General features: G+C 46.6%; 23 protein-coding genes and 1 rRNA gene. 11 read left to right on the plus strand and 13 right to left on the minus strand.

What is annotated here, in order from left to right; genetic code table 11:
* Positions 1-3 precede the first annotated feature (3 nt).
* Positions 4-246 carry a DUF3343 domain-containing protein gene (locus GGC63_RS16325; protein ID WP_079911425.1) on the minus strand — a complete coding sequence of 81 codons (243 nt, stop codon included), beginning with the start codon at positions 244-246 and terminating at the stop codon, positions 4-6.
* Between the two features lie 106 nt (positions 247-352).
* Between GGC63_RS16325 and yyaC the strand changes: the two genes are divergently transcribed.
* Positions 353-988 (plus strand): spore protease YyaC, encoded by a 636-nt coding sequence (gene yyaC / locus GGC63_RS16330; RefSeq protein ID WP_192703191.1) that lies wholly within the window; start codon positions 353-355, stop codon positions 986-988.
* Here the strand turns inward: yyaC and GGC63_RS16335 are convergent.
* From GGC63_RS16335 to rpmH, 12 genes are all read right to left on the minus strand, one after another.
* Positions 963-1,457, minus strand: coding sequence for a DUF4446 family protein (locus tag GGC63_RS16335; RefSeq protein ID WP_079911427.1), 495 nt, complete (start codon positions 1,455-1,457; stop codon positions 963-965). The two genes, yyaC and GGC63_RS16335, sit on opposite strands and share 26 nt — an antisense overlap.
* Before the next feature lie 50 nt (positions 1,458-1,507).
* On the minus strand, positions 1,508-2,662 hold the full coding sequence (locus GGC63_RS16340; RefSeq protein ID WP_318781063.1) for an aminotransferase class V-fold PLP-dependent enzyme: 1,155 nt from the start codon (positions 2,660-2,662) through the stop codon (positions 1,508-1,510).
* Positions 2,663-2,769: 107 nt separating this feature from the next.
* Positions 2,770-3,624, minus strand: coding sequence for a ParB/RepB/Spo0J family partition protein (locus GGC63_RS16345; RefSeq protein ID WP_079911429.1), 855 nt, complete (start codon positions 3,622-3,624; stop codon positions 2,770-2,772).
* Positions 3,621-4,379: a ParA family protein gene (locus GGC63_RS16350; protein ID WP_192703193.1), complete on the minus strand. Its 759-nt coding sequence runs from the start codon at positions 4,377-4,379 to the stop codon at positions 3,621-3,623. Before GGC63_RS16350 ends, GGC63_RS16345 begins: the two co-directional genes overlap by 4 nt.
* A gap of 667 nt (positions 4,380-5,046) precedes the next feature.
* Entirely contained in the window at positions 5,047-5,862 is an 816-nt protein-coding gene (gene noc / locus GGC63_RS16355; RefSeq protein ID WP_079911431.1) for a nucleoid occlusion protein, read from the minus strand.
* Between the two features lie 283 nt (positions 5,863-6,145).
* Complete coding sequence (gene rsmG / locus GGC63_RS16360; protein ID WP_192703194.1) at positions 6,146-6,874, minus strand: 16S rRNA (guanine(527)-N(7))-methyltransferase RsmG; 729 nt, start codon at positions 6,872-6,874, stop codon at positions 6,146-6,148.
* 1 nt (position 6,875) lies between these two features.
* Positions 6,876-8,762, minus strand: coding sequence for a tRNA uridine-5-carboxymethylaminomethyl(34) synthesis enzyme MnmG (gene mnmG, locus GGC63_RS16365; protein ID WP_192703195.1), 1,887 nt, complete (start codon positions 8,760-8,762; stop codon positions 6,876-6,878).
* Between the two features lie 31 nt (positions 8,763-8,793).
* Complete coding sequence (gene mnmE, locus GGC63_RS16370; protein WP_192703196.1) at positions 8,794-10,170, minus strand: tRNA uridine-5-carboxymethylaminomethyl(34) synthesis GTPase MnmE; 1,377 nt, start codon at positions 10,168-10,170, stop codon at positions 8,794-8,796.
* A 101-nt stretch (positions 10,171-10,271) separates the two neighbouring features.
* Positions 10,272-10,889 carry an RNA-binding cell elongation regulator Jag/EloR gene (gene jag / locus GGC63_RS16375; protein WP_079911436.1) on the minus strand — a complete coding sequence of 206 codons (618 nt, stop codon included), beginning with the start codon at positions 10,887-10,889 and terminating at the stop codon, positions 10,272-10,274.
* A complete protein-coding gene (yidC, locus tag GGC63_RS16380) occupies positions 10,886-11,623 on the minus strand; it encodes a membrane protein insertase YidC (RefSeq protein WP_079911438.1) in 738 nt (245 codons plus the stop codon). The genes jag and yidC overlap by 4 nt, the downstream gene beginning before the upstream one ends.
* Before the next feature lie 77 nt (positions 11,624-11,700).
* The gene (gene rnpA / locus GGC63_RS16385) at positions 11,701-12,045 is read right to left on the minus strand and encodes a ribonuclease P protein component (RefSeq protein ID WP_079911439.1); all 345 of its coding nucleotides are present in this window, start codon (positions 12,043-12,045) and stop codon (positions 11,701-11,703) included.
* Positions 12,046-12,232: 187 nt separating this feature from the next.
* Entirely contained in the window at positions 12,233-12,367 is a 135-nt protein-coding gene (rpmH, locus tag GGC63_RS16390) for a 50S ribosomal protein L34 (protein WP_028550661.1), read from the minus strand.
* Positions 12,368-13,001: 634 nt separating this feature from the next.
* Between rpmH and dnaA the strand changes: the two genes are divergently transcribed.
* The 10 genes from dnaA to GGC63_RS16440 all read left to right on the plus strand — a co-directional run.
* Entirely contained in the window at positions 13,002-14,366 is a 1,365-nt protein-coding gene (gene dnaA / locus GGC63_RS16395) for a chromosomal replication initiator protein DnaA (protein ID WP_079911440.1), read from the plus strand.
* 284 nt (positions 14,367-14,650) lie between these two features.
* Complete coding sequence (gene dnaN / locus GGC63_RS16400; RefSeq protein ID WP_079911441.1) at positions 14,651-15,793, plus strand: DNA polymerase III subunit beta; 1,143 nt, start codon at positions 14,651-14,653, stop codon at positions 15,791-15,793.
* Between the two features lie 24 nt (positions 15,794-15,817).
* Positions 15,818-16,033, plus strand: coding sequence for a S4 domain-containing protein YaaA (gene yaaA / locus GGC63_RS16405; RefSeq protein ID WP_079911442.1), 216 nt, complete (start codon positions 15,818-15,820; stop codon positions 16,031-16,033).
* Between the two features lie 51 nt (positions 16,034-16,084).
* Positions 16,085-17,194, plus strand: a complete 1,110-nt coding sequence (gene recF / locus GGC63_RS16410; RefSeq protein WP_192703197.1) for a DNA replication/repair protein RecF — start codon at positions 16,085-16,087, stop codon at positions 17,192-17,194.
* 31 nt (positions 17,195-17,225) lie between these two features.
* Positions 17,226-17,474: an extracellular matrix regulator RemB gene (gene remB, locus GGC63_RS16415; protein WP_192703198.1), complete on the plus strand. Its 249-nt coding sequence runs from the start codon at positions 17,226-17,228 to the stop codon at positions 17,472-17,474.
* Between the two features lie 28 nt (positions 17,475-17,502).
* Entirely contained in the window at positions 17,503-19,410 is a 1,908-nt protein-coding gene (gyrB, locus tag GGC63_RS16420) for a DNA topoisomerase (ATP-hydrolyzing) subunit B (protein ID WP_079911445.1), read from the plus strand.
* Positions 19,411-19,430: 20 nt separating this feature from the next.
* A complete protein-coding gene (locus tag GGC63_RS16425; RefSeq protein ID WP_079911446.1) occupies positions 19,431-20,282 on the plus strand; it encodes a polysaccharide deacetylase family protein in 852 nt (283 codons plus the stop codon).
* An 87-nt stretch (positions 20,283-20,369) separates the two neighbouring features.
* Positions 20,370-22,865 carry a DNA gyrase subunit A gene (gyrA, locus tag GGC63_RS16430; protein WP_079911447.1) on the plus strand — a complete coding sequence of 832 codons (2,496 nt, stop codon included), beginning with the start codon at positions 20,370-20,372 and terminating at the stop codon, positions 22,863-22,865.
* A 130-nt stretch (positions 22,866-22,995) separates the two neighbouring features.
* Positions 22,996-24,054, plus strand: coding sequence for an HD-GYP domain-containing protein (locus GGC63_RS16435; RefSeq protein ID WP_192703199.1), 1,059 nt, complete (start codon positions 22,996-22,998; stop codon positions 24,052-24,054).
* A gap of 349 nt (positions 24,055-24,403) precedes the next feature.
* Positions 24,404-24,498, plus strand: a 16S ribosomal RNA gene (locus GGC63_RS16440); the annotation flags it as partial.

Raw genomic sequence — 24,498 nt, forward strand, 5'->3', positions numbered from 1 at the left:
ACCTTATAATTCCATGTTAACATACTGATCACCTATTTTGGAATAGATGCCTCTTATCTCCACTCGTTCTTCCCTTACAATACGCTTGACTTCTTCAAGGGATTCTTCGGGAAACTCCAGCGATAGAGCGCATCCTGCCGTAATTTGCTTTGGGGTAGGACACATGTCGTTCTCGATCTCGGCATATTCCAGCAGCATTTCCGCACGCAGAGCCTGCTGGGTTGAATCGAAGGCCATCAACAGCATGGCTCCGCCTCCTCTATTTTATTTCCAACGTGACGTATAATTCGCAATCTCTTTCCGTATACTAGTAAAAATGTTTATATACTCCTAGTAAATGGAGGGTTATTATATGAAACTGCCTTTTCATAGAGACAAGATGACCGCTCAGGAAACCGAGAAGGACAAAGTCGTTGAATCATTCAAAATTCAGCACACGGAAAGCAATATTATTGAGCTTTTGTCCGACAAGCTTGTTTCCATTCTCGAACAAGTCCCGTCGCATCAGCCTATCATTATCATTTGTGTAGGAACCGATCGCTCCACAGGAGACTCTTTGGGTCCCCTGGTCGGCACGCAGCTCAAAAAATATCATTTGAACGGCATTCATCTCTATGGAACATTGGATCAACCGGTACACGCTATGAATTTGAAAGATACGTTATCCTCCATCCATGACCATTTCACCAATCCGTTCATCATTGCCGTCGATGCATGTCTTGGTCAGCTAACAAGCGTTGGCTGCATTCAAGTCGGCGACGGGCCGGTTAAGCCAGGCGCTGGCGTTAATAAAGATTTGCCTCCGGTTGGAAATATGCACATTACAGGAATTGTAAATGTCGGCGGATTTATGGAATACTTTGTCCTTCAAAATACCCGTCTCAGCATCGTCATGAGCATGTCCGAGGTTATCGCCAAATCCTTTCAAGTCGCCATCTCTAATTTGTCGCGGCTAACCGCTCCTACTTCTTTTGCACGACTCGATTAATGGCTTCCTTCTCTTCCGGCGACAGCACATATTGCGATTGTCCTTGCGTTACCGGCTTGGCATACACATAGGTCTCCTCCCGGTTATGAATCCCTGTCAGCACAACGCCATCCAATTCATCATCCAGCAAAGCAACGGAGAAGCTTAGATCGCTTCCGTTCTGAGCGAAGGCATTGTAACGGTACACACCCAAATTGGATTTCATTTTTCTCATCTGCTGCGCAATCCCGGCAATTTGCTGCTGGGATTGTTTTGCTTGCTCCTGCAATTCCTGCGTCCGTTGCTGCAAATCAATGAAGGCTTGCTCCACATTCAAGCCGCTTTCTCCATTTAACATGCTCATGTACGTTTTGCGCAGCTTGTTCAGCTTGCTCCATAACGTGATGACCAAAATAAGAAATATGACAATGACGGCCGTCATCGTGATGACCAGAACCCTCATGTCAAGCAAATCAAGCAATTCCCCCATACTCCTATCCCCCTGTGTAAAATGGCACGCTGTCGCATTCTATCATAATCTCATTTTAGATGGGCTGCAATTTCTTTTACGGCCTGGATAAGCCGTTCCGCTTCTTCATCCGTAGTAAAATAGCCGACACTGGCCCTGACGGCACCCCGTTCCATGGTACCTGCACTTTCGTGCGCTAATGGGGTACAATGAAATCCGGCCCGGACAGCAATCTGAAAGGAGTGGTCCAGAATGAATGCAACCTCCGAAGAATCGGCTTCATGGATGGTAAAAGGAATAATGCCTGTTTTATTTTGCCCCAAATCCGGACCTAACACCTTTACTCCATCAATTTCCAGCAGGGAGGACATAATATATTGCGTTTGATCCCATTCTTTTTTATGTATCTTCTCTACGGTTTCTCTGAGTACGAATTTCACGCCCTCGTTCAGACCGGCAATTCCGGGCGTATTTTGCGTACCTGATTCATAACGATCCGGTCTTACGGCCGGCTGATCGATGGCTTCCGATTGACTTCCCGTTCCCCCATGAATCAACGGCTCCAGTTCAAGCTCCGGATGAATATACAGCCCTCCCGTTCCTTGAGGACCCAGCAATCCTTTATGCCCCGGGAATGCAAGCATGTGAATGCCCATTTGCTCCACATCGATGGTAAGCGTGCCCGCTGATTGCGCGGCATCTACGAGAAACACGATATTGTTTTGTCTGCAGAGCTCCCCTATTTGCTCAACGGGAAGTATGCTGCCCAACAAATTCGAGCTGTGACTGCATACGAGCAGCGTCGTTTTATCGGTAATCGCAGCGGCTATATCATCGATATTTAATTCGCCTTTCTCGTTGGTCTGCACATAAGTCACCGTAATCTGCTTGGTTCGCTTTAAATATTCCAACGGTCTGCGAACCGAATTATGCTCTACCGACGTACATACAACGTGATCGCCGTCCTTTACAAAACCTTTGATCGCCTGATTCAAGGCCATTGTGGTGTTTTGCGCGAAGGAAATATCGTTCGGATTTTTCACTGCGAACAGCTTTGCAAGATGCTTTCTCGTTTCAAATAGTGTCCGGCTGGCTTTGACCGCCATCTGGTGGCTGCCTCTTCCCGGGTTGGCCGCATACTGAAGCATGCATTGCTGCATAGCCTCCAGCACCTCAGGAGGTTTAGGCCAAGATGAAGCAGCATGATCAAAATAGGCTATATTCACTCTCTTTCTACTCCCTTCCTTCACAAAAAGTAGCATACCTAGTCTGCCCTATATCCAAGGGCGCTAACAGGGTATGCTACGGTCCATTGTACCAACGGTTTCGCGAATTACGAAATCTTCCCTTGCAGAAGATCCAGTAACCGATCCAAATCATCTTTGGAAAAATATAGTAGTTCTATTTTTCCTTTATTATTGTTATGCTTGATCTTAACGGTAGTCCGATACACTTCTCGCAAAGTTTCTTCAAGCTGGTTAATGTACGGATCTTTTCGTTTGGAGTTAGCAGCCGGCTTCTTCTTGGCCGATTTTTCCTCAATCCGTTTGACTTCCTCTTCCAGCTCACGAACGCTCCACTGCTCCTTGATAGACTGCTCTGCCAATGCTTTAATCAGCTTGGCATCCTTCAATCCAACTATGGCTTTGGCATGGCCCATGGTGAGTGTTCCACGTGAAACATACTGCTTCACTTCTTCCGGCAAATGAATCAAACGCAGGAAGTTAGCAATATGGGATCTGCTCTTGCCGACCTTTGCTGATAGTTCCTCCTGAGTTAAGGAGAACTGATCAATCAATGCCTGGTAGGCTACAGCAATCTCCATAGCATTCAAATCTTCACGCTGTACGTTCTCGATTAATGCAATTTCCATCACCTGTTGATCGGTGAATTTCTTAACTACTGCAGGAATCGTTGCCAGCCCGCATACCTGCGATGCCCGATAACGGCGCTCACCAGCAATAATCTCGTAGCCTTTCAGCACACTTCTGACAATAATCGGCTGAATGACTCCGTGTTCTTTAATCGAAGCGGCCAATTCATTAATAGACTCATCGTTAAAAGTTCTTCTAGGCTGATACGGATTCGCACGCAGCTGCGGAAGCGGAATTTCCACGACTTTATCATCGTCGTTAATGCTCAAAGCAGGCAGCAGCGCATCCAGCCCTTTTCCTAATCGTTTACTCAAAGTGCGATCACTTCCTTTGCGAGCTCCATGTAGACTTCCGCTCCTTTTGATCGCGGATCATAGGTTATAATCGATTGACCATGGCTTGGCGCCTCACTTAATCTAACATTTCGCGGAATGATGGTTTGATATACTTTTTGCTGGAAGTATTTCTTCACTTCCTCTATGACCTGCATGCCGAGATTCGTTCTTGCATCAAACATCGTAAGCAGTACACCTTCAATTTGCAGGCTCGTGTTTAGATGCTTCTGGACCAAGCGGACGGTATTCAGCAGCTGGCTCAATCCTTCCAAAGCGTAATACTCGCATTGAATAGGAATGATAACCGAATCTGCAGCGGTCAAGGAATTCACCGTTAAGATCCCCAATGACGGAGGGCAATCGATCAAAATGTAATCGAACAAGTGCTTGACCAAATGCAAAGACTTCTTCAGCCGAACCTCGCGGGAAATCGTCGGAACAAGCTCAATCTCGGCACCCGCCAGTTGAATGGTAGCAGGAATGATTTTCAAATTCGGAATTGCCGTATCTACCATCGCTTCTTTAGGATGAATATCGTTAATAATGACATCATAAATGCAATAAACTACGTCCGCCTTATTAATCCCGATTCCGCTAGTCGTATTTCCCTGGGGATCAATATCTACCAAAAGTACTTTTTTTCCTAATGCTGCTAAGGATGCACCCAAATTCACGGATGTTGTCGTCTTCCCGACACCGCCCTTTTGATTCGTTATTGCAATAATCTTAGACAAAATCATTTCACCTCAATAAAATACTAAGTACGAGTATAACCAGGTCATTATACTCACGAACATCTCAGATCATCGGGACAATAGGCAATTTTCGAACAACTACATAATAATATCTACTACGCGAAGTCTTCCCTTACGTGGTTTAGCTGTACGGCCGTTTTCAAAAAACAAATCACCGCTGCCTGCAAAAATGAAAGAAAAATGACTTTCCTTGTCGATTTACAGATTTATGGCCGTACCGAGACATAGAATGCATATCACTATGTACTGAAGCTTCCTTCCCCAAGTGGTCAGCCCTCCTATTAAAGATGAACGACCGCATTCATGGGTTGGTTTTATCGCCAAATAGAATTTTCCTATTTTTTAACCTCGAATTTCCCATTCTATGATGGTAAAAAAAACGTCTGTCGACGTCTTTTTCAAAAGTGATTGTTTTCCATGCTCCCGCACCCGGACTGTCTACTTGAATTGTCCAAGCTCATACACCCACAACCAAAGGAAGCCTACTGCTAGAAAGAGAACCTTTCATTAAAGCATTCGTAGGCATCGGAGTTTTTACGGTGCTTCGCAAAGCACCCGTTCATTTGATGGAAACAAAAGCCCCATTACGGAGCTTTTTCTCTATATCACATATAAAAATGTCTACTTTCCTATCATACTATATTTTTTAACGTTTTGGTATCTTGATTACGATTTCATAGTGATCCTCATAATCCTGCTCCGTCGTGTTAATCTGCAGACCGGATGATGTGACCATGTCAACAGATTGCCGAATCGTGTTCAACGCCAAACGAACATCCTTTGAGAATGAAATCCGTTTGGATTTTTTCAGCTTAACTGCTTCCTTAAGCAGCTGGATCCTTGCTTCCGTTTGTTTGACATTCAGCTCTTTGGATATAATATCCTCCAGAACCTTAACCTGCATCTCTTCTTGGTCAAGCGACAACAAAGCGCGTGCATGCCGTTCGGTAATTTTTCTTTCCATTAAAGCGTTCTTCACCGGTTCGCTAAGATTCAGCAATCTGATTTTATTCGCGATTGTAGATTGGCTTTTGCCAAGCCGCTGAGCCAGGCTTTCTTGCGTTAGCGAATGAAGGTCGATCAGCTGCTGATACGCCATAGCTTCCTCAATAGCAGTAAGCCCCTCCCGCTGCAGGTTCTCAATCAGCGCAATAGAAGCCGCTTGTGAATCGTTGAAATCACGAATAATAGCAGGCACGGTCTCCATGCCCAGCTTCTTAACCGCTCTCCACCGCCGTTCACCGGCAATTAATTCATATAGATTGTCCCTAACCCGTACAACGATCGGCTGTATGATGCCATGAGTTTTAATGGTTTGACACAGTTCATCAATGCGTTCATCATCAAAAATCGTTCTAGGCTGATACGGACTCGGAACAATATCGTTTACTGGAATATTTTTAACTTCATCAGCCGAAGCTTTTTCCGTAAATCCAAACAACTTTGAGATCTGTTCTTTCATTCATTAACCACCCGATCTTTTGCCATAAATATGGACCGATACATGATAATTTTGCTATATGAGTATATAATTCTCCAAAAATATGAAATTTCCTGCAAGGCTTGTATATGAAAAATAAGTGAACAAAAACCGCCGCATAATCTTTACCTCGAAGCTGATCAGGTACATAAAGGGGCCTTGAGTTAAAACAAAAAAAAGAAAACCTCTTGCGAGGTCAACTATTCAGAATGGTACTGTCTTCTATCTTGTTCCACGTGAAACAAACTACTGTATAGCTGTTCAATTAGCGAACTAGCGGCATCTTCAATGGGGTTCCTGCTTTTCTCGGATACTTCGCCGGTGTCGCCGCTGTCTTCTCAATAACAATAAGATGTCTCTTCGATGCCTCCTCGTCCGGAAGCTCCAAACGGTGCGTATGTAAGTACTTTCCTTTTAGCTCTTTTAAGCTGAATGCCGCTTCCGCCAGCTCCCCCTCCACTTCACTGCCCTTCATTGCAATGAACTGGCCATGAAGCTTGACGAACGGCAAGCAAAATTCGTTTAATACGGCAAGCCTGGCCACTGCCCGGGCTGTCACCATATCATAATGATCCCGGTGCTCCTTCTGACGGGCAATATCCTCCGCCCTGCCATGAATGCAGCTCACATCGGTAAGCTTGAGCTCTGACTTCAGATGATTCAAAAATTGAATTCGTTTGTTCAACGAATCAATAATGGTTATCTGGAGATGCGGAAAAGCAATCTTTAATGGAATGCTGGGAAAGCCCGCTCCCGATCCTATGTCAGCCAAGCTCCGCTTGTCCTGCAAGCTCGTAAAAAAGGAAACGGAGAGCGAGTCATAGAAATGCTTGGTATAGACTTGCTCTCTTTCCGTGATGCCAGTCAGATTCATCTTTTCGTTCCACTCGACCAATACCTTGAAATACGTTTCAAATTGATCCAGCTGGTATTCGGTAAGATGTATCCCTTTCTCTTTATGCCCATCCTGAAACTGTGTTTGTATAAGATCCATATTAACCTCTGGCTGCAACTACTTTATTATAATGTTCCAAGTGTACGAGAAGGATAGAGATGTCGGCAGGTGTTACACCGGAAATCCGGGATGCCTGACCGATCGAGATCGGACGGATTTTAGCCAGCTTTTGTTTCGCCTCCGTCGCAATTCCGTGGATTTCATCATACTGAATATCGTCAGGAATTTTCTTTTTCTCCATCTTTTTCAACCGGTCAACCTGTGCCAGCTGCTTCTCGATGTACCCTGTGTATTTCACCTGGATTTCCACTTGCTCCATCACTTCTTCCGATAGCTCAATCGGGGATGGTGAAATAGCATGAATATGCGCATACGTTACTTCCGGACGACGAAGAAGCGTAAGCAGATCAACCGAGTTGACCAGCTCAGCGCTGCCAAGAGAAGCCAACATTTCTTGCGCTTCAACCGGCTTCACTTTGGTCGCTTTCAGCCGCTCCAGTTCTTCGGCAATCCGCTGCTGCTTCAGCTGGAACCGTTGGTAACGCTCCTCGCTAATCAAACCAATCTCATATCCGATCGGCGTCAAGCGTTGATCCGCATTGTCATGTCTCAACAGCAGGCGATATTCCGCACGTGAAGTCAACAAACGATACGGTTCATTCGTTCCTTTCGTAACCAGGTCGTCGATCAGTACGCCGATATATCCTTCCGAGCGATCCAGCACGACAGGCTCACGGCCTTGAACTTTACGCGCAGCGTTGATTCCCGCCATAATCCCTTGACCCGCTGCCTCCTCGTAGCCGGAGGTTCCGTTAATCTGACCTGCAGTAAACAGGCCCGATACGACCTTCGTTTCCAAAGACGGCTTTAACTGCGTTGGGATAACCGCATCATATTCAATAGCATAACCGGTTCTCATCATTTCTACTTTCTCAAGTCCCGGAATGGAGCGAAGAATTTCCAACTGGACATCCTCCGGCATACTAGTGGAAAGACCTTGGACATAATACTCCGAAGTATGACGTCCTTCCGGCTCGAGGAAGATTTGATGCTTCGGTTTATCGCTGAAACGAACGATTTTATCTTCAATGGACGGACAATAGCGCGGTCCTGTTCCTTCAATGGCACCGGAGAACATCGGAGCGCGATGCAGATTATCATTGATAATCTGATGCGTATGTTCCGAAGTGTAAGTCAGCCAGCACGGCAGCTGGTTCGGTACTTCCTCCGTTGTTTCGAACGAGAAAAATTTCGGCTTCTCGTCCCCGGGTTGGATCACGGTTTTGCTGAAATCAATCGTGTCCTTGTGCACCCGCGGCGGAGTTCCTGTTTTAAAGCGAACGAGCTCCAGCCCAACGTCCTTCAGCGATTGCGACAATTTGACCGCAGGCTGCTGGTTGTTCGGACCGCTTTCGTACATCAGCTCGCCCATAATAATTTTGCCCCGCAAATAAGTACCGGTTGTAATGACAACTGCTTTCCCCATATAGCGGGCTCCGGTTTTGGTAATAACCCCTTTGCACACTCCGTCTTCCACGATCAGCTCTTCTACCAGACCTTGACGGAGCGTCAGGTTCTTCTCGTTCTCCATCGTTTGCTTCATCATATGCTGGTACAAAAATTTGTCCGCTTGCGCCCGAAGCGCATGCACGGCAGGACCCTTCCCTGTATTCAGCATCCGCATTTGGATATAGGTTTTATCAATGTTGCGGCCCATTTCTCCGCCCAATGCGTCAATCTCCCGAACGACATGCCCTTTGGCAGGTCCGCCGATCGAAGGGTTACACGGCATAAAGGCTACCATATCCAGATTGATTGTAATCATCAGCGTTTCACAGCCCATACGCGCTGCGGCCAGAGCCGCTTCACAGCCGGCATGTCCGGCGCCGACGACAATAACATCATATTCACCAGCAGCATAACTCATAATGTACAATACCTCCTCGCCAAAAAAACTATTATTTACCCAAACAAAATTGGGAGAAAATTTGATCTATCAATGAATCGCCTACGGAGTCTCCTATGATTTCCCCAAGGAACTCCCAGGCATTGCGAATATCGATTTGAACCATATCTATCGGAACGAACGCTTCGGTAGCGCTATAAGCTTCTTCCAGTGACCCCTTCGCCTTTTTCAGCAAAGAAATGTGACGTACATTGCTCACATAAGTCAGGTCACTTGATTCTACCTGACCGCTGAAGAAAATACTAGCGATAGCTTTTTCCAGATCAACAATCCCCTGCTGCTCCAGCAGCGACATCCGGACGACCCGCTCCGGCGAAAAATGCTGCTCTAGCACGTCCAGCTCAATCTTCTGCGGCAGATCCAGCTTATTCACAATAACAATCGTTTGCTTTTCTTTCAACTGTTCGATCAGAGCAAGCTCATCCTCTTGCAGCGGCTCGGCGCCGTTAAAAACAAGCAGGATCAAATCCGCGTCAGCCAGAGCACTGCGGGATTTCTCCACACCGATCTGCTCCACTATATCTGATGTTTCCCGAATCCCCGCCGTATCGAGCAGCTTCAACGGAATCCCGTTCACATTCACATATTCCTCGATGACATCCCGTGTCGTACCCGGAATATCGGTAACAATCGCCCGATTGTCCTGCGCCAGCGTATTTAATAAGGAGGATTTGCCTACGTTCGGCTTTCCGACAATCGCCGTGACAATCCCTTCCCGCAAAATTTTCCCTTGCTGGGCCGTTCTAAGCAGCTCCTCGATGTGCTCCATCGCCGACGAGCATTTGTCTTTAATGAACGCATTCGTCATTTCTTCCACATCATGCTCCGGATAATCGATGTTGACTTCGATATGAGCCATCAGCTCGACGAGATCATGACGCAGGCCTTTGATCTTTTTGGACAGGCTGCCCTCGGATTGCTTCATCGCAATGCTGTAGGCCCGATCCGATTTGGCCCGGATCAAATCGATCACCGCTTCAGCCTGGGACAAATCGATCCGGCCGTTGAGGAACGCGCGCTTGGTGAACTCACCCGGTTCAGCAAGGCGAACATTGTGCTCCAGCAGCAGATCCAGTACTTTTTTTACAGAAATAAATCCGCCGTGACAGCTGACCTCAACAACATCCTCCATGGTAAAAGAACGCGGTGCCCGCATTACCGTGACGAGCACCTCATCGATTCGCTCCATCGTCGACGGATCCTTGATAAATCCGTAATGGACCGTATGGGTCGGTACCTCGGACAGCTTGCTTTTACCGAAAAACACACCGTCTACTGCAGCAACCGCTTCGTCGCCGCTAACCCGTATAATGGCAATCCCGCCTTCTCCTAACGGAGTGGAGATCGCCGCAATGGTATCTTGAATCATAGCTGTATTCAACCTCTTATCTATTCATGTCTGGTACAAACCGAATGACTCCTCTATTGAAAAAAAGCAATGAGTCTTGACGACATCATTGCAGCAATGGTTTATCTGGTAACAATAACGACTCTTCGATTCGGCTCCTCGCCTCTGCTGAATGTGCGAACCTTCGGATGATCCTGGAGCTTCGCATGAATGACCTTCCGTTCTTGGGGCGACATCGGCTCGAGCACCACTTCTTTTTTGGAGCGGATGACTTTCTCTGCCAGTCTCGCCGCCAGCTCCTCCAGCGTCTTTTTCCGGCGCTCGCGGAACTGCTCCGCATCCAGCACGATTCGCATGTGCGAGGAGGAATAGCGATTGGCGACGATGTTCACCAAATATTGAAGCGCATCCAAGGTTTGCCCTCTTCTGCCGATCAGCATTCCCAGCTCCGAACCATATAGATGAAGCTCGAGGCCTTCTTTCGTAGACTTTTGTTCAATGCGGACTTGTACGTTCATCGTTTGGAAAACTTCTTGTAAAAAATGAATGGCTTCTTCAACAGCATCGGGAATCAGCTCCAGCTCTACTTTCGCATCCTTGGCGCCGATTATGCCGAACAGCCCTTTTGAGGGCTGTTCCAACACCTGTATTTTAACCCGATCCTCCGTGGTATTCCATTGCTGAAGGCCATTTCTGACGGCTTCCTCAATCGATTTACCCATGACCACTATTTTTTTCATTTTGAAGGGCCCACCTTATTTTGAGATGCTCCACCATAAATAAAGTATGACTGTACGATAGTAAAGATGTTACTGTAAATCCAGTACAGCGGAAGTGCGGAAGCAAAGTTCATCGCCATCACGAAAATCATGACAGGGAAAATGAACATCAAGCTTTGCATTTGTGGGTTCATCTGGGTCTTCATCATTTTTTGCTGCAAATAAGTCGTCAACGCTGCGAGCAGCGGCAAAACATAGTACGGATCCTTCGCTCCCAGCTGCATCCATAAAAACGAGTGTTCATTTATATGGTGATTACGCATAATAGCATTGTACAAAGCGATCAGAATCGGCATCTGAACGATCAGCGGCAAGCAGCCTGCCAGCGGGTTAACGCCATTGGACTGGAACAGCTTCATGGTTTCTTCCTGCTGCTTCTTAGGATCGTCCTTGTACTTATCTTTAATCTTTTTCATTTCAGGCTGTAATTCCTGCATCCGCTTCGAGCTTCTGTACTGCTTCAGCGTAAGAGGTAATATGATTAATCGGATAATAACCGTTACGACCAAAATGGACAGACCATATTGTCCCCATAGCTGAGCCGCAAACCAGTCCAGAACTTCTGCCAAGGGCCCGACAAAGTACTTGTCCCAAACGCCATTGTTCGGATCGATTGGAGTTGTCGCCGGAGTACATCCTGCAAGGAGAAGAAACAGGAATGAAAGCGGCAAATAGGTTGCAAGTCGACGAGTCAAAATAATATCCTCCTAGATTCATCTTTTCCAATAATAAACTATATCATATCTCCTCATAAAAAAGAAATGAAATCGGGTTATTTTCGCGTTAAAAGCGAGGCCCTTTTAAAGACGTGGAGGATACTCTTTTCCGTTTCCTGATAAGATAATCCCACAACGGGCTTGCGCGCGATCAGAATAAAATCGTAACCGCATGCAAAACGCTCCTTGTTCAAACGGACAATCTCCTTGACGACACGGCGAATCCGGTTGCGGACGACGGCATTGCCAAGCTTCTTGCTGACCGAGATCCCCAAGCGGAACGACTCCAGCCGCGGCTGCCGATAATAATATAGTACAAACTGATGATTTGCCATCGATTTGCCGCCGCGGTACACCTTGTCGAAATATTCTCTTTTCGTCAACCGATTTTTCTTTTCCACAATGAACTCTCCATCTTCGTCACGATCAGAAACGCCAAAACAATACTATCCTGCGCCAAATCCGGCCGTTTTATAACATCTCATCCCAGCAGGGCTGCAACTTTGAGCTGCTGGACCTTCCTTAGGAACATATTCCCCTTTTATCCCGTTACAAACAAAAAAGACCACCTGACAGTGGCCTTTTGTATTATGCGCTCAATACTTTTCTTCCTTTTAAACGACGAGCAGCGAGTACTTTACGACCATTCTTCGTACTCATTCTCTTACGGAAGCCGTGTACCTTCTTATGCTTTCTTACGTTCGGTTTGTATGTTGGTCTCATTGATCTAGCACCTCCTTGAGGAAAATCCATTCCCAAAAATACCTTACAACATTAAACCATTTTATAAGGCAAAAGTCAACGTGCTTCGATTGCAAACTTTTGGCATACAGGCTCGTGGATGAACCTTGCCCTACCCGGTCTCTCTTTGAATGTGGATATTCATCTCTTCATTACCTCATCCACACGGCTCGAAAGATGGCGTCACGTTTTCGTCAAAAATAGGTATCCACAGCCTCGAACGGCCGCATTTCGCCAGCAAAAAACAGCCTGTGAATAAAAAAAGTGCGCATATGCGCAGGTTTTGTCGAACTAATAACATTTTATAAACAATATCTTGTGTTGTTGATAAAAGTTACACACAAGCTATAGAAGATGTGGATAAATCGAAACAATTCATTGATAATCCGAACATATTTTGATATTATGATAATGCTTATCCTGTGGATAGAGAACGGTTATCAACTATTTTATCAACAGCCTGTGGATATCTTTGTGAACAATTTACATCCCCTCTGTATAAACTATTCCCGCATGCTTCGGGATGCTGTGGATATTTTGCGACACAACCCGCTTTTTTTCTACATCCGTATGGCTTATGCCTCACCGCTTATTTTTTTGAAGGAGTGAATACATTGTGGAAAGCCATCCAAACGAGCAATGGCAGCAAGTCCTTTCCATTATTCAGACTAGGCTGAGTAAACCAAGCTACGAAACCTGGTTTACATCCACAAGAGCCGTCATTTTCAACGAATCCAAAGTCGTTATCTGTGCGCCGAACAATTTTGCCAGAGAGTGGCTTGAGAACCGGTACACCAAGCTGATTAAGGATACGATTTTCGATTACATTGGAAAGCCGGCGGAAGTGAAATTCATTATCGAATCCGAAGAAGAGAAAGCTGCAAGCACTCCCTCCTCCACTCCGAACATCCCGGTGAAAGCCCAGTCCGCAGTCCCAGAAGAAACGTTCAGCCATATGATGAACCCGAAGTATACCTTCGATACGTTTGTTATCGGGTCAGGGAATCGTTTTGCTCATGCGGCTTCGCTTGCTGTGGCCGAAGCGCCGGCGAAGGCTTATAATCCGCTGTTTTTGTACGGGGGCGTTGGACTTGGTAAAACACACTTGATGCATGCCATAGGCCATTACGTGTTGGAGCATAATCCGAGCGCCAAAGTGCTGTATATTTCTTCCGAGAAATTTACCAATGAATTTATTAACGCGATCCGCGACAACCGCGGCGAAAGCTTCCGCAACAAATACCGCAACATCGACGTGCTGCTTATAGATGATATTCAGTTTCTTGCTGGAAAAGAACAAACGCAGGAAGAATTTTTCCATACATTTAACGCGCTGCACGAGGAACGCAAGCAAATTATTATCTCCAGTGACCGGCCTCCCAAGGAGATCCCGACCCTGGAGGAACGGCTGCGCTCCCGCTTCGAATGGGGCTTGATTACCGATATCCAGCCGCCGGATCTGGAGACTCGGATTGCGATTTTGCGGAAAAAGGCGAAGGCGGAAAACCTGGAAATTCCTAATGAGGCGATGGTTTACATAGCCAACCAGATCGATACGAACATCCGGGAGCTCGAGGGTGCCTTGATTCGTGTCGTCGCCTATTCGTCGCTGATCAATGAGGACATCACGTCTCATCTGGCCGCCGAAGCGCTGAAGGATATCATTCCGAGCAGCCGTCCCAAGGTCATTACGATTCAAGATATTCAACAAAAGGTCGGCGAGTTCTACGGCTTGAAGATGGAGGATTTCAAAGCGAGGAAACGGACGAAAATGGTCGCTTATCCGCGCCAGATCGCTATGTATCTTGCCCGGGAAATGACTGATTTTTCATTGCCGAAGATCGGCGAGGCTTTTGGCGGACGGGACCATACTACCGTGATTCATGCCCATGAGAAGATTTCGGAGGCGCTGAAGAACGATCACGAGTTGAACAAGATTATTCAGAATCTGATGGAAAAGGTAAGAAACATCACGGCCTAAGTCTGAGCATACAATGTGATGTCAGTCGTTGTTGCAAAATTATATAGCCTTCGTGGTATGAAGAGCAGCTCCCGGCGGGTCGGTTCGTTATTTGGAGCTGGCTTTTCGCATCTGGATAATTATAAGCCTATGCACAAACTATTCACATGTGGATAGGCTTTTGCTTTGTAGCTTTTCTCCACATATCCACATATCCCTAGGCCCTACTACTATTACTAATAAAAAAAAGGTATTATAGATGTATATGGCATCTCCATCATTTTCGTAACCATAGGAGTGACAAAATGAAGTTAACTATTTTAAAAGAACATTTGAACGAGTCGATTCAGCACGTTTCCAAAGCCATTTCCAACAAAACAACCATTCCCATTTTGACCGGGATTAAAATAGACGCCGATGCCAACGGTATGACCTTAACAGCAAGCGATACGGATATATCGATTCAAAGCTTTATACCTATTGAGAAAAATGAATTGAGCATTATAGAATTGGAACGCCCGGGCAGCGTAGTCCTTTCTTCCAAGTTTTTCGTAGAGATTGTAAGAAAGCTTCCGGCGCAAGTAGTAGAGATTGAAGTGAAGGATCATTTTCAAACAACGATTCGTTCCGGATCTTCGGAGATTCAATTGGTGGGTCTCGATCCGGAGGAATACCCTACCCTTCCAAGCATTGAGGAAAACAGACGGATTCAGATGCCTAGCGATCTGCTTAAAACCATGATCAAGCAGACGTCTTTTGCCGTTTCCACCAATGAATCTACGCCTATTTTGACAGGGATTTTGTGGACGATCGCCGACCGCAAGCTCAAGTTTACGGCATGTGACCGACACCGCCTGGGAAGCCGCGAAACCAGCATTGAGGTCGATGCGGACTTCCATCTAGGCAACGTATCGATTTCCGGTAAGACGCTGAACGAGCTGTCCAAAATTTTGCCGGACCAGAACACGCTGATCGATATCATTTTTGCCGAAAACCAGGTGTTGTTTAAGTTAAGCTCCATTTTGTTCTACACCCGGATTTTGGATGGTACTTATCCGGATACGTCGAAGCTGATTCCCCAATCGTATCAAACTGAGCTCGTCATCAATGCCCAGCAGCTTGCAGAAGCGATCGACCGCGCCTATTTGCTGTCCAGGGAAGAGAAAACGAACATCGTTAAGCTCATTATGCGTGAGGATCACACAATTGAAATTTCGTCCAGCTCCTCCGAGCTGGGTAAAGTAACGGAGCAGCTGGAGGTAACCAGCTTAACCGGCGAATTGCTGAGAATATCTTTCAACTCCAAATATATGCTGGACGCGTTAAAAGTCATGGACGGCGAGCTGATCCGTATCGGATTTACCGGCGCCATGCAGCCCATCATCATTCGGCCGGAAGAAACTTCAAGTCTGCTGCAGCTGATCCTGCCGTACCGGACAACGAATTAACGTTGAAAAAGGAGCAGTACTCACATGAAAACGATCCACATTCATACGGACTATATTACTTTGGGGCAATTTCTGAAGCTGGCGGACTGCATATCCACAGGTGGACAAGCCAAAAGCTTCCTGCAGGAAACGGAAATTTGGGTCAACGGGGAACCGGAGAATCGCCGCGGCAAAAAGCTCGTCCATCAGGATCGGATTCGCGTGGAAGGCTGCGGCGAGTTCCAGGTGGTACGCAGCTAAGAGGCTTCGAAGCGGCTGCGCTATCGCAGGAGCCTGTTAGGAGGAAATGCTTTGCAATTAAAAAAGCTGTCTTTACAGCATTACCGCAACTATAACGAGGTTACTTTCGAAACCGGACATATGGTCAATATCATCGTAGGCCCCAATGCGCAAGGGAAGACGAACCTGTTGGAGTCCATTTTTGTGCTGGCATTGACCAAATCGCATCGGACACACCAGGATAAGGAGCTTATCCAGTGGGATTCGTCTCATACCCTGCTGCATGGCGAGGTGGACAAAAAGTACGGCTTATGCCAGCTGGACCTGACCATATCGCAGCAGGGCAAGAAGGCGAAGATCAATGGCCTGGAGCAAAAAAAGCTCAGTAATTTCATAGGTTCTCTGAACGTGGTCATGTTTGCCCCGGAGGATCTTGAGATTGTCAAAGGCTCCCCTTCGGTGCGCCGCCGGTTCTTGGACATGGAGATTGGGCAGGTTCATCCTGCCTATTTGTACGATTTGTCGCAATATCAGAAAATATTGGCGCAGCGGAACAATTATTTGAAACAGCTGTTCACCTCCAAGGACAGCAAGGCCGGGATGCTGGAGGTTTGGAATGAACAATTGGCGACCTTCGGTGTTAAAATTATCAAAAAACGTCAAAGCTTTATAAAGAAGCTGCAAGCCTGGGCAGAAAAGATTCATTCGGGCATTACTGCGGGGAACGAACAGGTGCGAATCGCCTATTCTACCGCGTTCGATCCGGCGGTTTTGGAAGATGAACCTGTTTTATTCGACCAATTTATGATAAAGTTATCACAGGTGAAAGAACAGGAATTGCGGCGTGGTGTGACTTTAGTAGGCCCTCATAGGGACGATTTATTGTTTTATATTAATGACAAGGAAGTGCAGACGTTCGGCTCCCAAGGCCAGCAAAGAACGACAGCACTCTCTTTGAAGCTGGCTGAAATTGAACTGATTCGGGAGGAAGTCGGCGAATATCCTATCCTTCTCTTGGATGATGTATTATCCGAGCTTGACCGTTATAGGCAAACGCAGCTCATCGAAACATTCCAAAACAAGGTTCAGACTTTCATAACAACGACCGGAATCGAAAGTGTGGACCTTGGCAAGCTCGACAGTGCTTCTGTCATTCATGTTCGAAACGGAAGCTTAACATAGTAAAGCCTCACTGATAAGGAGATGTCCGACGATGTTCATCCATTTAGGCGGAGAAAAAATCATTCGCGCATCCGAGCTCGTTGCTATATTTGATCTATCCATTGAGAAATCTTCAAAAATATCAAAGCAGTTCGTCAGCTATGCACTCAAAGAAAAGAAGGTCGAGGTTATCGGCGAGGAAGAAAGCAAATCGCTTGTGGTGACGCAATCGAAGGTGTACTACTCTCCTATCTCCTCCATGACTTTGAAGAAACGGGCGAATCATCTTTTAACAAACTAGATATTACCTTGGAAAAGTGGGTGTCAACATGTCTGTGAATCAAAACACGTATGATGAAAGTCAGATACAGGTACTCGAAGGCCTTGAAGCCGTTCGGAAGCGTCCGGGGATGTATATCGGTTCAACCAGTGGAAAGGGCCTTCATCACCTTGTGTGGGAAGTCGTCGATAACAGTATTGACGAAGCTTTGGCCGGTTTCTGTACCAAGATCGAAGTGATCGTGCATAAGGACAACAGTGTTACGGTTATTGACAATGGTCGGGGCATTCCAGTCGGAGAAAATCCGAAATTAAAAAAATCAACGGTTGAAGTCGTCCTTACCGTGCTGCATGCAGGCGGTAAATTTGGCGGCGAAGGCTATAAGGTATCGGGGGGACTTCACGGGGTAGGTGTGTCCGTAGTTAACGCCCTTTCCAAAAAGCTTATAGTGAAAGTAAAAATGAAGGGGCAAGTTTACCAGCAGGAGTACCACCGCGGCGTACCTCAATATGATTTAAAAGTGGTAGGAGAATCGGATGAAACCGGTACGACTATTACGTTCTGGCCGGACGAGGAAATTTTCAAAGAAACGACGGAGTATGATTACGAAACGCTGCAATCCCGTATCAGAGAGCTGGCATTTCTCAATAAAGGCATCGAAATTATCCTGACGGACGAACGTTCGGATGTATCCCAAACCTTTAAATATGACGGCGGTATTGTCTCCTTCGTCGAATATTTGAACCGGAACCGCGAAGCGCTGCATCCGCCGATTTATACGGAGGGCTCCAAGGATCTTATTCAGGTTGAAATCGCGCTTCAGTACAACGATAGCTATACGGAGAACATTTATTCGTTTGCCAATAACATTAATACGCATGAGGGCGGCACCCATGAATCCGGATTTAAGAGCGCGCTGACGCGGATCTTGAATGATTATGCCCGCAAATATAATGCGATTAAGGATAGCGACTCCAACTTATCTGGGGATGATGTGCGTGAAGGCTTGATCGCCATTATTTCCGTCAAAATTCCGGAGCCTCAGTTTGAAGGACAGACGAAGACAAAGCTCGGCAACAGTGAAGTCCGGGGCATTGTGGAATCGTTGTTCTCGGAAAAGCTGATGGAATTTTTGGACGAAAATCCTGCCGTTGCAAAGAAAATCGTTGAAAAAGGCGTCCAAGCGGCAAGAGCGCGCGAAGCGGCCCGTAAAGCCCGGGAATTGACGCGGCGCAAAAGCGCCCTCGAGGTCAGCTCCTTACCAGGGAAGCTGGCGGACTGTTCCTCCAAGGATGCTTCGATCAGTGAAGTCTACATCGTAGAAGGTGACTCTGCGGGCGGCTCCGCCAAGCAGGGACGCGACCGCCATTTCCAAGCGATCCTGCCTATCCGCGGTAAAATTTTGAACGTAGAGAAGGCAAGATTGGATAAAATATTGTCCAGCCAAGAGATACGGGCTATTATTACGGCGCTGGGTACAGGAATCGGTGAAGATTTCGATATTACCAAAGCCCGTTACCATAAGGTCATTATTATGACCGATGCCGACGTGGACGGGGCGCATATTCGTACTCTGCTTCTTACGTTCTTCTACCGGTACATGCGCAAAGTGGTTGAAGCGGGATATATTTACATCGCTCAGCCGCCTCTATACAAGCTGGAACGGGGCAAGACGGTTCGTTACGCCTACAATGACAGGCAGAAGGATCAGATCATGCAGGAGTTCGGTGACGGCGTTAAGGTCAACGTACAGCGGTACAAAGGTCTTGGAGAGATGGACCCTACCCAATTGTGGGAAACGACCATGGATCCGGATAGCCGTACGCTGCTGCAGGTGAACATCCAGGATGCGATGGACGCTGATGCCATCTTTGACGCACTGATGGGCGAGAATGTCGAACCGCGCAGAGACTTTATTCATCAGCATGCGAAGTTCGTTAAGAACCTCGATATTTAGCAAGACTGAAGGAGCCTTGAATGAATGGGATGCAGAAAGCCGGATTATGGCTGCTTATCGTTGTTCTGCTGTGGCTTACTCCGGGAATATTCCAGCAAGCCCCTCTGACTGTATATAAGGACCGGGTATCCGTGATCGCTTACCACCACATTGATGATCAGACGGTGGGCGATGTTACGATCAAGACGGAATTGCTTCGAGAGCAGCTGACGGATTTGCTGCAGCGGGGCTATCATTTTATTAGTTTGACTCAGTTCAAAGAGTATTTGGCAGGAGGGCCAGTCCCTCCTAACGCTGTTCTGGTCACCTTCGACGACGGCTACCAGAGCTTTTATACTCGTGCTTACCCCATCCTGAAGGAATTGAACATTCCTGCCGTTAATTTTGTTATTACGAAGGACTTGGAGCAGCCTTTGAGGAGCCTTATCCCCTCCTTATCCAAAGATGAAATCAGGCACATGACACGGGAAATGGCGGGGATAGACGTTCAGTGCCATACGGACAGCTTGCACGACCGGGCGCCGAATGGCGGCGCATTATTCACGACCAAGCTGACTAATGCACAAGGAGTCGTCGAGACCGAACAACAGTTCGAACAGCGGATTATGGACGATACGCAGCTGTGCCGCAAAAAGCTGGGAGAATTGTATAACCGGCCTATCGATTCCTTCGCCTATCCGTTTGGGATCTACGATGCCAGATCGGCTGATTTATTGAATCGTTCTGGAATTCATTATGCTTATACTACCGTGAGTGGAATTGCTTCGCGAAATACGGATCCTATGCAAATTCCCCGGATTAACGCAGGCAGTCCTTTTGTCAAAGCGAATTCATTAAATAATTTAATTATACAAAGATTACACGGTCTTTAATGGTGTAGGCCACGGAGGAAGCTGCATGCAACAGCAATAAATGCTGACGAAGTGGTTAAGCCAAGGCAAACTTGCAGGAGGTAAACAATGTCCGACGAACAGCGCTCACAAGTTAAAGAAATCGATATCAGCTCGGAGATGCGTACATCCTTTTTGGATTATGCGATGAGCATTATCGTAAGCCGTGCCCTGCCGGATGTCAGGGACGGGCTGAAGCCGGTGCATCGCCGTATTTTGTTCGCCATGTCTGAGCTCGGAATGTATTCGGACAAGCCGTACAAGAAGTCGGCAAGAATCGTCGGTGAAGTTATCGGTAAGTATCACCCGCACGGGGATGCTCCCGTATATGAAACGATGGTACGGATGGCGCAGGATTTCTCCCTCCGCTACATGCTGGTAGATGGACATGGTAACTTTGGTTCCATTGACGGCGATTTCGCCGCTGCAATGCGGTATACCGAGGCCCGGCTGTCCAAGATAGCCATGGAGCTTTTGCGTGACATTAACAAAGAGACGGTCAATTTTGCACCCAACTATGACGGTGAGGAGCAGGAACCGGTTGTTCTCCCCGCCCGTTTTCCTAACTTGTTGGTCAACGGAAGCTCCGGTATTGCTGTAGGGATGGCAACAAATATCCCTCCTCATAACTTAGGAGAAGTTATAGACGGCATTCAGCAAATGATAGAGAATCCGGACGTCACTCCTATGGAGCTGATGCAGTCGATTAAAGGCCCGGATTTCCCTACTGCCGGATTTATTTTAGGTCGCGAAGGCATACGCCAGGCTTACAATACGGGCCGCGGCTCCGTAACTATGAGAGCTAGAGCAACCATTGAGGAAAACAACAACAAAGCTCGCATTATCGTTCATGAGCTGCCATATCAGGTTATTAAAGCACGTTTGATCGAGAAAATCGCAGAGTTGGTCCGCGAGAAAAAAATCGAAGGCATTACCGACCTGCGAGATGAATCCGACCGTAACGGGATGCGGATTGTTATCGAGCTGCGTCGCGATGTGAACCCTAATGTTGTATTGAATAACCTTTACAAGCATACTGCTTTACAATCCAACTTCGGTATAATTATGCTGGCCTTGGTTAACGGCGAGCCTAAGGTTATGAACCTGAAGGAAATGCTCTATCACTATTTGGAGCATCAAAAAGAAGTTATCCGCCGCCGTACCGAATATGAATTGCGCAAAGCGGAAGCCAGAGCTCATATTCTCGAAGGCTTGCGGATTGCACTCGATCATTTGGATCAGGTCATTGCGCTAATCCGTTCTTCTCGGACTACCGAAGAAGCACGCGATGGCTTAATGACTCAATTCGAGCTCAGCTTGGATCAGGCTCAGGCCATTCTGGACATGCGTCTACAGCGCTTGACAGGATTGGAACGCGAGAAGATTGAAGAGGAATATGCGGAGCTGCTAAAGAAAATCGCTGAATATAAAGCGATTCTGGCTGACGAGCAACTGGTATTGGCTATCATCAGCGAGGAGCTTCGCGAAATTAAAGAGAAATTCGGCGATGAACGCCGTTCTGAGATTACCGTAGGTGAAGAAAGCATCGAGGATGAGGATCTCATCCCTCGTGAAGATGTTATCATCACCATTACTCATACCGGCTATATTAAGAGATTGCCTGTTTCCACCTATCGTAGTCAAAAGCGCGGCGGTAAAGGCGTCATCGGTATGGATACGAAGGATAAAGACTTCGTGGAACATTTGTTCGTGACGAATACGCATCACTTCCTGATGTTCTTCACGAACAAAGGGAAGGTATACAAGCTGAAGGCTTACGAGATTCCGGATCTCAGCAGAACAGCACGGGGAACGCCGATCATTAACCTCCTTCAAATCGAGCAAGGAGAAACGATTAACGCCGTTATTCCGGTTGAGAGCTTCGAGTCTGAACAGTATCTGTTCTTTGCAACCAAGAATGGCTTAGTTAAGAAGACTCCGCTGAATGACTATAGCAACATCCGTAAAGGCGGATTGATCGCCTTAACGCTTCGTGAGGATGACGATTTGATCGGCGTGAAGCTGACGGACGGCAACCAAACGATCATTATGGGGACGAAACAAGGGATTTCCATCCACTTCCCTGAAGAAGAAGTGCGTTCCATGGGACGTTCGGCTACCGGGGTAAAAGGGATTAACATTGGTGACGACGATGCCGTTATTGATATGGACGTTGTTCATCCGGATAACAGTGTCTTGATCGTAACCTCCAAAGGCTTCGGTAAACGTACTCCGGTATCGGAATACCGTCTGCAGTCCCGCGGCGGTAAAGGGATCAAAACCCTTAACGTTACGCCGAAGAACGGCCCTGTCGTAGGCCTCAAAATCGTTCAGGATGATGAGGATCTGATGATCATTACGGCACTTGGAACGATTATTAGGACAAGCATGTCGGGCATCTCCATGATGGGACGCTATACCCAAGGGGTTAAGCTGATCAACATTCGCGATGAAGATGAAGTATCTACGGTTGCGCGAGTGGAGAAAAGCGAGGAATCATCGGATGAACAGGACGGCGAAGAAAACAGCATAGAAACGAATGAGCCGGGTGAAGGTGAGGAGTAATTTCTCTTCATCGGTTGTCTTGGAGCGAAATACGTTTTTTTGGTAAATGAACAAAGAATGGGGGTTACATCCCCATTCTTTTTCGTTTAAAATAAAATGGAATTGATAGAAAGCAAGGTGAGAACGATCAATGGCGACGGTTCCCGTATCTCAGTTAAAACCCGGTGAAAAAATATTGGATAACGTGCAAACCAAGCGAGGAAACGTATTATTCTACAAAGGGAAAGTCATTTCGGATAAGGATATAGAAATCCTAAGAGCGTTCCTCATTCCTACCGTCTCTATAGAATCTAAGACCAATGAGCAGGAGAATGCTAAGGAAGCAGTATCTGAGGAGCCTGTAAGGACCGTACACCCGATTTATGTGGAGTACGATAAAATGCTCGCTCTGCTTAAAAAAGTATTCACCTCCGTCAGCGGGCAAAATCCGCCGATCTTAGAGATCAGGACGCAATTAGAGGCCCTGATACAGCATATAGATCATTATCGGATTTTGACATTTGAACCAAGAGTGTTTCAGCTTCAGGATTACCTTTATCATAACAGCATTATGGTGAGTCTAACCTCTTATTGCTTGGCCAAGTGGAGCGGGATGCCGCAAAAGGATCTCATGCCTGTGGCTCTTGGAGGCTTACTGCACGACATAGGTAATGCCAAAGTCGATCCGTCCATATTGTCCAAGCCAAACAAACTGACAGCCGATGAAATCGAAGAAATGAAGCAGCATACTGTTATTGGCTATAATCTATTAAAGAATGTGGCTGCCATCAATGAGGGCGTCAAATTATCCGCACTACAGCATCATGAACGGGAAGACGGATCAGGCTATCCGATGGGAACCAAGGGAGACAAAATCCATCCTTACTCCAAAATAATTGCCATTGCCGATATTTTTCACGCTATGTCCTCAGCCCGTTATCATAAAAAAGCGATATCCCCATATCTTGTGCTGGATCAGCTTTTTAACGAATCGTTCGGCAAACTGGACCCTGCTTTAGTTCAGACCTTCATTCAAAAAGTTACTCAGTTCCATAACGGCGTCCTGGTCAAATTAAATGATAACCGAATCGGGGAGATCGTATTCTCAGACAGAGCCCATCCTACGAGACCATGGATTAACGTCAATGGCCAGATCATCAATCTAACGGTAGAGCGCCAATTATATATTCAAGATGTAATTCAAAAATAAGCAAGCATGTCTTGCAATACTTTTCAAAGTGGAAAAAGATAGACTTGACTCTTGATATACATATATGATAAATTAATCTTCGCTGCTTGAGGCGAAGGTTTTTTTATGAGTGGAAAAAATTAAAATAAAAAAAACACTTGCAATTGAGTAGGCGAATGTGTTATATTATAAAAGTCGCCGCTAAACAAGGTGACACAAATGACAGAGCGAGCATTTGGGAGTTTTGTCGAGATATTGTCCTTTGAAAACTGAACAACGAGTGAATGTTTGAACAGAGAATGAAAATTCTCGCTAGCATTGAATTTTGAGCTTAAGACAAGCTCTATTATAGATCACTTGGGTGATCACTTTAATGGAGAGTTTGATCCTGGCTCAGGACGAACGCTGGCGGCGTGCCTAATACATGCAAGTCGAGCGGTCCCTTCGGGGATAGCGGCGGACGGG

This window comes from Paenibacillus sp. OAS669, from assembly GCF_014873645.1.
In the GTDB taxonomy this organism is placed as follows: Bacteria; Bacillota; Bacilli; order Paenibacillales; family NBRC-103111; genus Paenibacillus_S; species Paenibacillus_S vulneris.